The following is a 12,988-nucleotide window of genomic DNA, read 5'->3' as shown; positions in this document are numbered from 1 at the left end:
TCGTGGAGAGCCCCCATCGGCTCCAAGCCGATAGTCGCTCGCTAAAAAAGCATCTTTTTTGAAACGTCTTTCGTTGGTCGAGCTTGCTTGTTCAAGAGCTTTGAGCTGGCATTTTTGGCTTGGGATGTGGCCTCTTTGGCTTTAAAAAATATTAAGTTTGCGCCGTGTATTGCAAAGTCGGTATCGGGTAGGTTCTGACGTAGTAAAATTTGCCCCGCGAAATTGCATCGAGTCCTGCTAATCGCTCCCGGAGCCGTTGCAGATACGTGGACAACATCGAGAACCAAGATCAAAGGAAAAAACCATGTCGTCAGAGCAGGGCCAGGACCAGAAGAGGCCCATCTATTTTCCTCTCGACCAAGGGGAGCGGGCGGGCAATTTGACTGTGAGCCAGTTACTGCCCCGTAAGGTATACGAGAAGCTTGCGGAAATGCTGAGCGAGTCGTGTCCCACAGCTGACTGGACAACCAGTGGCGACGACAGTGAGTGCTTCGAGCGGGATCGCGGTCATACGACAATCTTCCTAGATGGCGATCGGGGTACTGGTAAGACGACCGTTATCGTCAACCTGCCCAAGTATTTGGAGGCTGACGGTGTGAGGGAGCGCTATGCCGGTTTGGCCGATGCAGTGCATATCCTAAAGCCCATCGATCCGTCACAGCTCGAGGATGGAGACGATCTATTCCTAAATGTTGTAGTAGCGGCTGTACTTGGCGATAAGCAAGTAAAGGAGCAACGGGGAGCTAAACCCGATCTCTGGCAAGCGTTACACGAGAGCCTTCAGACACTGGGGATCGCGCTGGCGGGCAAGGAAACCCAGAGTGACGGAGTCGGTCTTGACCGACTTCGGGCATTCATGGGCACGCAGGAGTTGGCGGGCGCCGTCCACGACTTCTTCATTAAGGCAGCGCAGTTGCTGGGCAAAAAATTGCTAGTGCTGCCAATCGATGACGTCGACACGACACTGCATCGTGCGTTCGAGAATCTGGAGGTAGTGCGGCGTTATCTGGCCAGTCCGGTGATATTACCTATCGTCTGCGGGGATCTGAGTCTCTATCGCGAGGTCACATGGCGTGACGCGTTTCGGCGGCTGACGATAGACGTTGTCCATTATCATGACCAAGCGAAGCCAATAGCCGAGGATCTGGCGCATGAGTATCTGCGTAAGATTTTACCGTTGCATCGTCGATTACGGATGCCCCAGGTGGGAGAGTTTTTGGACGACTACAACGTGTTTCTTGGTGCTGACAGCCGCTCCGAAGGGACGCCACGCCTTACATTACCTGAATTAGCCGATTGGTTGAGGGCACTGTTGTCGGGCCCTGTCAATGATCACGAAAACAGCCTACTGCGCATACCCATTCCAACAGTACGGGCCCTGTCTCAGCTGCTGTCGCGGGTACGCACTGATATCCAGGCGCTAGAAAAGGCCTATTTCAACGAAACGTCTCCGCTGCCGGAAACGGACCTGATGCGGCGTATTTCCTATCGACGCCGTGGTCTTATACCTGCTCGTCGTCATACCAATGCACCTGAGCTTTCACCTCCTGCGACGGAGCTGAACCAAGTATCGTTGGAACACTGGCAGTCGGCGCTACTGAACCACTTCATGTTTGAGCCTTCCGCCGGTGCGGTTTGTCTTGTGTTACTGGCGCTCCGGCATTGGCACGAGGCTGCGGAAAGATCGGTGCTCGACACGCCACTGTTTCTACCTTTGCGACAGATCACTCGTCCTGAGCTCAGATACATCGAGACGCGAGCAAAGCTCGCATGGGGCATGGACTTGAGTGGACGGCTTCCAGAATCCTGGGTCAGCACTTTGAAAGACCAAGCCATCCTTCCGTTCGCCACTCCCGAAGTTGGTCGCGCCGTGGTACCCACCAATTGGGATGTGAGTCACGAGCCGGCCGAAGATCTTCTATTCTCCGAAAGGGCGCGAGTTCTCATTGAGCTGATCGCGCATCACAATTTTTACAGTTCAAGTAAGCGGGCTACATTGATTTGTAGCGGTCGGGTACTTGAACTTGTTGTAACGAGTCTTGTTCGTGATATATCGAGCAGCGACATCAATCGCATTTTGGCTAATGCGCCATTCCACAGTGCTGTTCGCGTTGCAGCGACCAAGGCCGTAAGGTTCTCGATTGATGATATCGAGTTGTCGGAATTCGATGCGGATGGTGATTCTGCTTCGGGGATCCGGTATGGCGTGGAAGACCTTGATCTGCAGCAAAACCGGGGGCTAGTGATCGAAGAGCTAGTAACTGCTATCAATGAGTGGAGGCGAAGTGTTCACGCGAACCGCCTGCCTCGTTCTCCATGGCTGGTGTACTGTGCTTTGAATAAGGCGTTTAATCAGGCTCCACTGTTCATTCGCCCACTGGGATTGAGCGAGCAGCCTAAGGGCGAATCGCTTAGCGATGTTGCTGCATCCGGACTCTCCGCATTCAATTCCTTCTGGGCCGCACTTGCCAGTTTCGAGAAAGGGCCATTATTCGATCTCAGTACCGAGATCTCCAATGTGAATTTGTTGAAGCGTACAGGCGACTTCAGCCAAAATAATCTGTATATCCAAAACATCAAACCACTAGTCGAGCGAAAAGTGGAACATGCAACAGTGTTTGGAGAGCAGGTGATATCTACTACTTGGGCCCTGGGGACGCATCCACTGCGCTCGCACTTACAGGCGCTCTTCGAATTTGCAAAAGCGCGGGACGAAGAAACGGTGCCAGAACCAGAAGAGACTGATGGCCGTAAATTCCTGTTGCGGTCCCTTGGGCTTTCGACAAACGTTACTCGCCTGACCATTCAGGCAGTCAAAAAGGCACTTCGACGGAATGCACCAAGGGGAGTTTCTTCAGCGCGTTTTGGAGAGTCTGTGATGTCGCATGTTTCACGAAAATTTCCAGAGTTGTCTCAACTGGGAACCTTGCGTCAAGCCATCGACGAATTGGAAAATGAGAATTCGAGTTCAGGGCCGGCCTAATGCTTATTCGCTCCACGCCAGAACGCGCACTTGGTGCATTGCTCGGTGGCGAGTTAGCAGCCAACAAGCTCTATGAGCATCTTGCTCAGCTGTCGAAAGCAGTCGCTGCCCTCGACAGCCCCTGCAAAAGCTACGGTAAGGAAGAGGAACGGCCTGAGTCGCAGAAAAAAGCCGCTCCGTCTTTTCCTGCACTCAGGTTGGGCGCCCTGCGTAATGAACTCCATCTAGCGATCCAAGCCGAGATTGATCAGCGCACCGGCTGCGCGCATCGCTTGAACGAATCCCAAATGGCGGCCAGCCGTCTTTGCGACCAACCCTTTCTCGAGAATGCGGAGATACCAGCGCTCGATGACCTGAACCACGCTATTCTGGTCGATTCGGGCCGTGGTTTGCATTTTAGGGATGTGCATGTGCAACGCTATGCCGAAGTGTTATCGGAGCTGGATCCAACACTCCTCGTCGCTTGGCACTTGGTGAAGCGTACTGCTTCAAAAGGACAGGGCAAGCAATCGACATTAGAGAAATCTGTGGCCGAACTCACGACACTGTTCGTTGGATCGCGCTTTCATTCTCTTCCATTCGCCGAAACTCATGTGCACCTCAATGGCATAGCCGGGGACGATGTCGTTCTGGCGCAGATTATTCTTGGACACAAATGTCCATCTACCGACACTATTCACTCACAGCAGGACGCGAACCAATTCCGACGCATTCGCCGGATTCGTCGTAGTCTCATGGTGCTTGTCGGAATCTGGGGACACGACGATGCCGTGGATTCTTTCGTTGCTGATGAGCGAATAATCGATTTGCTCAAGGCATGCTGGGACGACGCTGAGCTGGTCGCGTCCAATCCGACGATTGACTGGGACTTCATGGAGCGCGGGATCGTTATAAAGGGAGAGGGAGCAGCCGAAGTCGGGCCCTGTGGCAGTGCTACCGCTGACGAAGGCAAACAGCCGGTTACTAGTAAGTGGCTGCTTCAACGTCTGGCTGGTGCCGCACGGAAGCATGAGTTTCAGCGAGCATGGTGCTGGCTCTTCATTCTGCTGCTGCGCACCTATCGCATCAAAAAAAATAAGCCCGTGATGCGGGCACTCATCCTTTTGATGGTTGCAGACATGATGGTTCTCCGGAGGCAGATGTTGATGAACGGCCACGGACTGAGGCGGTTCACCACGGATTTTTTCCACTCTCCATTGCGGACCGAGGCTGCTTTTCACGAGAAATGGCAGGAAACATCAATGGGGGAGGCTGCACGGCGTCTCTTCGCCAAGACAGGCGATAAAGCCGAGATCAAGATTTGCTCTGGCAGCTTGAAGGCACGCGACGCTGCGTTGGCCTTTGCGCGTGCCGTGCATGCTCACATTCTGACACTTGCTAATAAGAGTGGTCCTCCCTCTGCCTCCACGGGATTTGCCTTTTCTCGTAGTCATTGGCACTTCTGCGTTCACTTCAACCGTGTAAAAGATTCTTCACGACCCGAGCTCTGGAAGCAAGCAAGGGGGCTGCGCGACTTGCTGCGCTCGGTGGACCGTTGGGATCTCGGACAGCCGTGCTGGGATTCACAGGGCAGCGGAACCAGCCATTTCGTTCTTCCGGCGGAGTTGATCCGGGGGCTTGACGTTGTTGGAGATGAGACCCGTTGGTCGATCGAAATGTTTGCGCCAATGCTGCGTTGGCTGAGGAAAACTACAGGCACGCGTGACCCGCTGAGCGAGTCGAGTCGATCACAGGAGCCTATTCTGAAGCTTCACCTCAGCATCCACGCTGGGGAGGACTATGCGCATCCTCTATCCGGCCTTCGCAATGTCGACGAGGCTGTTCAATTCTGCGATATGCGTGCGGGCGATCGCCTAGGGCACGCGCTTTCCTTGGGAATCCCGCCCGACGAATGGCTGGAAAGGCATGGCGAGACGCTATTGTCGGTGGACGAGCATGTCGACAACCTGGTGTGGGCTTGGCGCAAAGCAGTTGAGTTGCGCTTCCTCAAAGAGGCACGACGCGTCCGCCCGAGGCTTGAATCGCGGATTGCGCGCATGTTGCCATATGTCTCGTGGTTTCCTTGGAAGAAAGAAACTCCCGCCCCGACTTGGTTGGATCTGAAGAACTTGTACGGTGCGTGGGCGCTGCGAAAGAACTGCGCACACATGGCTGTGCACCAGATCCATACAGGAATCACTGATTCGAAGCTGGATGCGGGCGTTCCAGACATCGTAAGGCTACGTGAGCATGTCAAGCACCCTTCGATAACTGCGGCTGAGGGTCTCTATCTCTTACGGGCTCGTCATCTCGAGAGCCGGCCGCCTACTGAGGCACAGAAGCCAGTGCGCCATGTACGTTTGACCGTGATGCCGCACCACTGCGTCACACGTGGTCAGCGGCGGCTGGAGTCATTCGATACGGATGGTGTCACATATCTCCACGACCACGACGATGCCGACGACCTTCGCTTTATGCTGGCTCTGCAGGACGCCTGCATCGAGCGCTACAGAAAACTTGGACTTTCGATTGAAACCAATCCCAGCTCCAACGTTTATATCGGTCAATTGCAAACCCATAGTGATCACCCAATTTATCGTTGGAACCCCCCGAATCGTAGGGACTTAGAGTATGGAGCCAGATTCAACCAATTTAATCTCCGCAAGCAGCCTATCCCGGTCACGGTCAACACAGACGACCCCGGAATGATCCCAACTACCCTGCGAATGGAGTATCACCTGATACACGAGGCCGCGATAAGTCGCGGTCATTCCAAGCAGGTCGCCGACATGTGGGTAGAGGAAATACGTCAGCGTGGGATGATGCACTTTGAGGATGCGCATTGACTCATATGGGCTCATGCTGAGAGATAGCACCTTCGGAGGTAGTTGCCAACTCGATTGGCTGGCCCCTGCGAATCTGAGCGAATCTCTATCGGCGGCAGTCCAAGGTCCATCTATCCTCAGTCCTCGAATTTAGCCAGTTACTCGGTGGTTGAAGCGACAGTAGGGCCGTCGATGGTTTACGCCGGGAACTGCATGCGGTTCGAAACATTCAGCATCGGACTTACAGCCGTTGGTCAAGATTCATTGTTTCTGGCCGATTGCTGCCTTTCGCCACCGGCAGCTATGGAACGATAGCAACGCGGCTAGGATGGCTCTGATGCCACTGTGGTAGAGCTTTTTAGGCCGCTTTCGATCACATTGATTAGCGCCCCTTTCGCAGGGCTTGCTGCATTTGGCGAACCAAGCGCACCGCCCCTCGTCGGGTATGACGTACCCTTTACAAAATGCCCATGCTGTTTAGATCTGATGATCGCTTGGGGATAGTTTTAGAGATAAAATTTTTGATGCTCAACAATAATAGTCATTAAATTCAAGGTGTTTTCTATTAGTGCGACTCCTGTCTCCGCACCAGATCTTGTTGGCACGATGCAGGTTTTCCTGGTTTTGGCCCCTCCAAAAATGCCCGCCTTGTGCGGGCATTTTTTTCTGCCTCATTCTGTGTTTGGCCGCTCAGGCTACCTTCAGCCCACCGCTTCGCCTGAGTGAATGGTCTGCGGCTTTTCACTTCCGATTGCACTGGTTTCAAGATAATGGGTGGCTGGCATTTGGCTTTCGCCCAGTGTTTTCGGGGCGTTTGGAGAAAATTTTTTAGATAGTGCCTGCACCGGTAGAGATATTTTCAGATGGCCAAGCTTTCCATCACGATCTCCAGCTGCTGGCCCAGCTTGGTCATCACATAGCCGGCAGACACACTGCAATACCCTGCGGCTGGAAATCGGGCTTTTCGGCATCCCTAACCGTCCATTTCCGGCTGGTGAGCAACTTGTTCGGAGTTTCCCTAAAGGCCCCTGATGGCCATCTTCCTACGAAACGCATAGTCCTTTCCTACTCTTGGAAACTTGCGAAAACAGCCACTCGGGAATAAAGTCCTCCCGTCACCGAAGCATCGGTGATGCGACCTTGGCCGGTCGGAATCGAAAGGCGCATCAGCGCCCAGTCTTCATCGCAGGCGCTTTTTTTGTGCCCGCGATGTCGCGTTATGGCGGTGGTGCGCGGGACACCTTCGGGTGTGCCGGGCTCCTTTCGTCCCGGTCGGCCAACCCGCGTACTGCTGCCACCTTAACTTGCTTGGCCGCGAGCGGTGGCAGTTCCATCACGAAAGGAACTCATGCATGACCACCGAAAATCCGCTAAAGATCCTCGTATCCGTTCTCCACCGTCGTACCTCGGCGGCCTTCGACGATCTCACCTCCAGTCAATCTCGCTCTGTCTCTGCAACAAGGGAGGCACGTCATGACTGACCAAGAACGCCTATCCACCATCCAAAGCTACGCTTGGACCCTCGAACTGCTAGGCGAAGCCCTGGTGCAGCACGACGAAATGCTGGAATGCGAACACAACCCCCGCCTGAGCTTTCGTAACACGGCCGGTATCCATCAGGCGATCCGGATCATCAGCCGTTTGGCCAGTGAGCAGTGTGGGAAGGTGATGGAGCGAAACGGCCAGGACCCTGTTGGTTAGGCAGTATCATTGATGAGCGGCGGGCCAGATATCACCATTGCGGCTGGCCCTCTGCTCAAGGCCGCCTGGTGGTTTATTCCTGTCGGGTACGGTTATGGGGCTGCTGCGCAGCCCTTCGCAGGCAAGCCAGCTCCTACAGGGACCGCGCTAGTCCCTCCAGCACGACGAAATGCTGGAGTGCGAACACAACCCGCGCCTGAGTTTTCGCAACACGGCCGGTATCCATCAGGCGATCCGGATCATCAGCCGTTTGGCCAGTGAGCAGTGTGGGAAGGTGATGGAGCGAAACGGGCAGGACCCTGTTAGTTAGGCAGGGTCATTGATGAGCGGCGGGCCGGATATCACGCTTGCGGCTGGCCTTCTGCTAATGGCCTTCTGGTGGTGTATTCCTGTCGGGTAGGGTTATGGGGCTGCTGCGCAGCCCATCGCAGGCAAGCCAGCTCCTACAGGGACCGCGCTAGTCCCTCCAGCACGACGAAATGCTGGAGTGCGAACACAACCCGCGCCTGAGTTTTCGTAACACGGCCGGTATCCATCAGGCGATCCGGATCATCAGCCGTTTGGCCAGTGAGCAGTGTGGAAAGGTCATGGAACGAAGCGGCCAGGACCCTGAGCGTTAGGCTGGATCATCGATGAATGGCGGGCCAGATATCACCCTTGCGGCTGGCCCTCTGCTAAAGGCCTCCTGGTGGTGTATTCCTGTCGGGTAGGGTTATGGGGCTGCTGCGCAGCCCATCGCAGGCAAGCCAGCTCCTACAGGGACCGCGCTAGTCCCTCCAGCACGACGAAATGCTGGAGTGCGAACACAACCCGCGCCTGAGTTTTCGTAACACGGCCGGTATCCATCAGGCGATCCGGATCATCAGCCGTTTGGCCAGCGAACAGTGTGGGAAGGTCATGGAGCGAAGCGGCCAGGCCCCTGAGCGTTAGGCAAGATCCCGTTGTTGCGTGTAATCGCCATGCCGTCGTCAGCCCCGCACCGAATCGGAGGCTGGCAGGCTGCTGTGAGGCGCTTTGGCATGCCTTGCCTGCTCGTCTTGCCCAAGCAAGAAGAACGCCGCACCAGCCGACAACACGGTGAAGCCGATCAGCACCAGCACCAAGGTGCCGAAGCCGTCCAGATACGCGGCCTGCAGCAGCATGGGGTCAACGCCCTGAACCTGGCCCAGGTCGCCCATCACCAGGCGCTGCGCCAGTTCGCTGTAATCGCCGGCAGGCAGTACGCGCCCGAGACTGTTACCTACCAACGCGGTGAGCAGGGCGATGGTGATCGCCAGGGCGACACCTTCGCCCGCTACCCGGGTGGTGTTGAAGATGCCGGCGGCCATGCCTGCTTGCTCTTTGGGGATCACGCTAACCGCCAGCCCGTCCATCAGGCCCCAAGGGAAACCGGTGCCGATACCAATCACCAGCATTGCCAGCACCAGTTGCTGGTAATCGCCAATAGCGGCATGGGCCAACAGGTACAACCCCGCGGCAGCCACCAGGAAGCCTGCAGCCGACAGCACGCCAGCACTTACCCAGCGGGTCAACCAGGCGGCCAGCAGCGGGACCACCAGCATCGGCGCCGACAGTGCCAGCATGATCAGGCCGCTGTGCATCGGGGCGATGCCTTCTACGCCGATCAAGCGAAACGGAAGCAGTACGATCAGCACGATGTAGCAATAACAGGTGCCGATCGGCAGAATCTGCACCCCGACAAAGCGCGGGTATTTCAGCAGGCTCAGCTCGAGCATCGGCTGCCTGGCGCGCAGCTCGATGGTCACGAACGCCAGCAAGCTCAGTGCCGCGCCGCCGAACAGGCCCAGGATCAGCGGGGAGCGCCAGCCGGCCTGCGGCCCCAGGATGATCGCAGTGGTAAACAGTGCGAGCATGCTCGAGAAGGCAAGCACACCGGGCAGGTCCAGCTTGGGCGCTTCGGGGTTGAAACTTTCGCGCATCCGTGACAACGCCGCCAGCAGCGAGATCGCAGCAAGGACCGCGGTGCTGACGAAGATCGAGCGCCAGCCGAACTGTTCGATCAGCAGGCCGCTGACCATCGGCCCGAACGCCAGGCCCAGCCCGAACGTGGTGCCAAGCAGGCTGAACGCGCGCGTGCGGGCCTGGTCCTCGAACTCTTGGGCCAAGGCGGCGGAACCGCTGGCCAGGGCAGCGGCGGCAGCAACGCCCTGCACTGCCCGCAAGGCATCAAGCCAGACGATGCTGTAGACGCTCGCCAGCAGGATGCTGACGATGACGAACATGGCCAGGCCCAGCGTGAACAGGCGCTTTCGTCCGTAAATGTCCGACAGGGTTCCGGCTGCCATCAGCAGGCTGCCGAAACTGAGCATGAAGGCGTTGGTGATCCAGGTAAGCGAGGACGGCTCGGCATCGAAGGCCTTGCCGATGGCCGGCGTGGCCACGGCGCCACCGGTGAAACTCAGCGGCAGCACCAGGGCGGCCAGGCAGATGGCTGCCAGAACATAGTAACGGCCCGCGTGCGGGGTGTGATCAGTAGCCTGATCCATTGCGCTATCCCTCCTGTTGTAGCACCGTGTGCGTTAAATCTATAGTGGCCGCAATGCTGGATAAACAGGCTGGAACTCCACTCATAATGGATAAAAAGGAAGTAATGCCATGGAAAGCCTGAACGGCATCCTCGCCTTCGTGAAAACCGCCGAGTCGTTGAGCTTTGTCAGCGCGGCGCGGGCGATGGGTATTTCCGCATCGGCGGTCGGCAAGAACGTTGCCCGCCTGGAGAGTTCGTTGAAGGTGCGGCTGTTCCAGCGCAGTACGCGCAAGGTCAGCCTGACGGCGGAAGGCCAGCTGTTCTATGAGCGCTGCCGGCGCATCCTCGACGACCTCCAGGATGCGGAGGCCATGCTGTCCCATGCGATACAGGCCCCGCGTGGTCGCTTGCGGGTCAGCCTCCCGACCATCGGCTACCGTTTTCTGCTGCCGTTGATGCCGGCTTTTCGCAAGGCATACCCTGAAATCGAACTGGAAATGGACTTCAACGACCACCTGGTCGACCTGATCGACGATGGCTTCGATGTGGTGATCCGCAGTGGTGGGCTAGCCGATTCAAAATTGATGTCGCGCAAGCTCGGGCCGTTCCGCTTTGTCCTGTGCGCAGCGCCTACCTACCTGGCACGCAAGGGGCGGCCCCAGACGCTAGCCGACCTGGAGCGACACGACTGCCTGCGCTATCGCTTTGTCACGACCGGCAAGATCATGGACTGGAGCCTCGGCGCCGATCCCGAGATTACCCAGTTGCGCTTACCCACGGTGCTGACGCTGAACAACATGGAGGCAATGCTGATGGCTGCGGTGGACGGCCATGGTATCGCCTACATGCCGGACTTTCTGGTACGTGAATCGGTCAGGACCGGCGCACTGGAAAGCCTGCTTGATGCGCATACCTCCGACCAGGGCCAGTTCTGGGCGCTGTGGCAATCGAGCCGCCACCTGTCGCCGAAGATCCGAGTGTTCGTCGACTTCATCGCCGAGCGTTTGTTCAAGGCGTAAGTTGCCAGGCCATAACTCATTGAGTTGGCAGTGACCTTGTGGGAGCGGGTGTGTCGAGGCGTCGAACCGCCGCGAACACCGGCGCAGCCGGTGCCAGGCATCGCGTTGGATTCTTCGCGGGCACGCCCGCTCCCACACGGTACGCGGACCGCTTGCGAGCGCTTCACAAATGAAGCAACCCCAACGCCCCGATCAAGGCAGGCGGCATTACCAGTGCCCCCAGGCGCAGGAAGTCCAAGGCACCGACGTGTTCGCCTTCACGGCGAACGGCAACCAGCCAGAGCAAAGTGGCCAGGGAGCCGGTAATCGACAGGTTCGGACCGAGGTCGACGCCAATCAGCAGCGCCGCAGTAGTTTTCGCGGGTAAATCGACAATATGGCCAACGGAACCTGCGATCAGGCCGGTCGGCAGATTGTTCATCAGGTTGCCGGCGATAGCCGCGACCACGCCGGCGCCCCAGCTCGCCTGGTGCTCGGAGCTGCGCGCCAGCGCGGCCAAGCCATGGGCCAGGTGCTCGATCACACCCGTCTGTGCCACCGCTTCCACCAGCACGAACAGGCCCGCGACCAACGGCAGTACGCCCCATGCCACGCCTTTGAGCACCGGCATCGGGTTGCGCCGCTGGCGCAGGTGGATCAGCCCGGCCGTGGCGATGCCGGCGCAGAAGGTGGGCAAGCCGAGCTGCCGGTCCAGGGCGGAGGTCAGCAGCAACAGGGCGCCTGTCAGCACGATACCCAGCGCGCACAAGCGTGCACCGCTGGACAGCGGTTGCATGTCGATAGTCGTTGCCAGGGGCTGGCGTATCTGTTTGCGCTGGGCCAGCCGCAGCACAAGGTAGGTCAGGCCGATGGCCGCAAGCGACGGCAAGGTGAACTGCCGCAGCCAATCCAGCAACGGCGGCATCTGGCTGCCGAACACTACCAGGTTGGCCGGGTTGGAAATGGGCAGCACAAAACTGGCGGCATTGGCGATGAAGGCACAGATGAACAGATAGGGCAGCGGCTCGGCCTTGGCCGCCCTGCATGCGGCGTACACCGCTGGGGTAAGCACCACAGCCGTGGCATCGTTGGAGAGGAACACCGTTACCAGTACCCCCACCAGGAACACCAGGTCGAACAGGCGCTGGCCGGAGCCCCGTGCGTGCTGCACGGCGTACATGGCCAGCCAGTCGAACAGGCCTTCCTGGCGTGCTAGTTCGGCCAGCACCATCATACCGATCAGAAACAGGTAAACATCGCCACCCTCGGCGACAGCGCCGAGGGCCGTGGGTAGTGGCACCAGGCCAAACGCGGTCAGCAATACAGCGGCGCCGACTGCCCAGACATATTCCGGCACCCGCCAGGGGCGCAGGATTACCCCACCGGTCGCTACGGCGGCGACGGCCCAGATGAGCGAGGATGGATCAAATACAGGCATGCAGTTTACTCAGGTGAATGAATGAGTTGGCGCGGCTTGGCCGGGTGCCAGCCTTTGGTGGATGGCGTGCAGCACGCTATATCGTGTCAACGTTATTTGGCTGAGCTGGCAATTGCCGGCTTGGGTGTCCCTTCCTAAGGCCTGTCTGATAGGTGAGTAGCCCGATTGCAGCCACGATACCGAGAACAACGAAGGCGGTGCCATAGCCGAAATGTTGCGCGATCCAGCCGGCGAGTGCGTGGCTCATGGCCGCGCCTATTCCCTGTATCGTCATCACTGCACCAAGCCCTGCATTGATGTGCCCAGTGCCGCGCAGGATGGAAGCGACAAGCCCAGGCAAGGCGACACCCAGCAGGCCTGCCCCGATTCCATCAAGGGCCTGTACCGGAATCAGGGCCCACGGGGACTCCCAGCAACCGGCGATCAGCCCGCGCAAGGGCAAGGCCAGGAGGGCGGCAAGGATCAGTGCCCGATACCCGTGCCGAGAGGCATGCCGCCCGGCCCAAAGCGCCACGGGAATCAATCGATGTCATGTGGATGGAAACAGCGCAGTTTTTTAGGTATGCGCTGTGCTAG

At 57.9% G+C, this 12,988-nt stretch carries 8 protein-coding genes; 4 read left to right on the top strand and 4 right to left on the bottom strand.

From position 1 onward, the window contains the following. The first annotated feature begins 304 nt into the window (after window positions 1-304). Together rdrA and rdrB are read left to right on the top strand one after the other, a co-directional pair. Entirely contained in the window at window positions 305-2,983 is a 2,679-nt protein-coding gene (rdrA, locus tag IMX18_RS21055; RefSeq protein WP_217190750.1) for an antiviral RADAR system adenosine triphosphatase RdrA, read from the top strand. Further along, window positions 2,983-5,808: an antiviral RADAR system adenosine deaminase RdrB gene (rdrB, locus tag IMX18_RS21050; RefSeq protein WP_217190752.1), complete on the top strand. Its 2,826-nt coding sequence runs from the start codon at window positions 2,983-2,985 to the stop codon at window positions 5,806-5,808. Before rdrA ends, rdrB begins: the two co-directional genes overlap by 1 nt. Window positions 5,809-6,488: 680 nt before the next feature. Here the strand turns inward: rdrB and IMX18_RS21045 are convergent. Continuing rightward, window positions 6,489-6,758 carry a hypothetical protein gene (locus IMX18_RS21045; RefSeq protein WP_137108960.1) on the bottom strand — a complete coding sequence of 90 codons (270 nt, stop codon included), beginning with the start codon at window positions 6,756-6,758 and terminating at the stop codon, window positions 6,489-6,491. A 502-nt stretch (window positions 6,759-7,260) separates the two neighbouring features. Between IMX18_RS21045 and IMX18_RS21040 the strand changes: the two genes are divergently transcribed. After that, window positions 7,261-7,488, top strand: coding sequence for a hypothetical protein (locus IMX18_RS21040; RefSeq protein ID WP_063911161.1), 228 nt, complete (start codon window positions 7,261-7,263; stop codon window positions 7,486-7,488). 968 nt (window positions 7,489-8,456) lie between these two features. Here the strand turns inward: IMX18_RS21040 and IMX18_RS21035 are convergent. Continuing rightward, complete coding sequence (locus IMX18_RS21035) at window positions 8,457-9,995, bottom strand: MFS transporter (protein WP_217190753.1); 1,539 nt, start codon at window positions 9,993-9,995, stop codon at window positions 8,457-8,459. A 109-nt stretch (window positions 9,996-10,104) separates the two neighbouring features. On the opposite strand from IMX18_RS21035, the gene IMX18_RS21030 reads away from it, so the two are divergent. Further along, complete coding sequence (locus tag IMX18_RS21030; protein WP_015268872.1) at window positions 10,105-10,995, top strand: LysR family transcriptional regulator; 891 nt, start codon at window positions 10,105-10,107, stop codon at window positions 10,993-10,995. A 163-nt stretch (window positions 10,996-11,158) separates the two neighbouring features. Here IMX18_RS21030 and IMX18_RS21025 read toward each other — a convergent pair whose 3' ends face one another. Further along, window positions 11,159-12,412, bottom strand: coding sequence for an arsenic transporter (locus IMX18_RS21025; protein ID WP_015268873.1), 1,254 nt, complete (start codon window positions 12,410-12,412; stop codon window positions 11,159-11,161). A 76-nt stretch (window positions 12,413-12,488) separates the two neighbouring features. Continuing rightward, window positions 12,489-12,926 (bottom strand): MFS transporter, encoded by a 438-nt coding sequence (locus IMX18_RS21020; RefSeq protein WP_137138149.1) that lies wholly within the window; start codon window positions 12,924-12,926, stop codon window positions 12,489-12,491. Window positions 12,927-12,988 lie beyond the last annotated feature (62 nt).

It is taken from the genome of Pseudomonas shirazica (assembly GCF_015168335.1).
In the GTDB taxonomy this organism is placed as follows: Bacteria; Pseudomonadota; Gammaproteobacteria; order Pseudomonadales; family Pseudomonadaceae; genus Aquipseudomonas; species Aquipseudomonas asiatica.
Note: the sequence above shows the minus strand (reverse complement) of the source record. Positions and strands in the feature narration are given on the sequence as shown.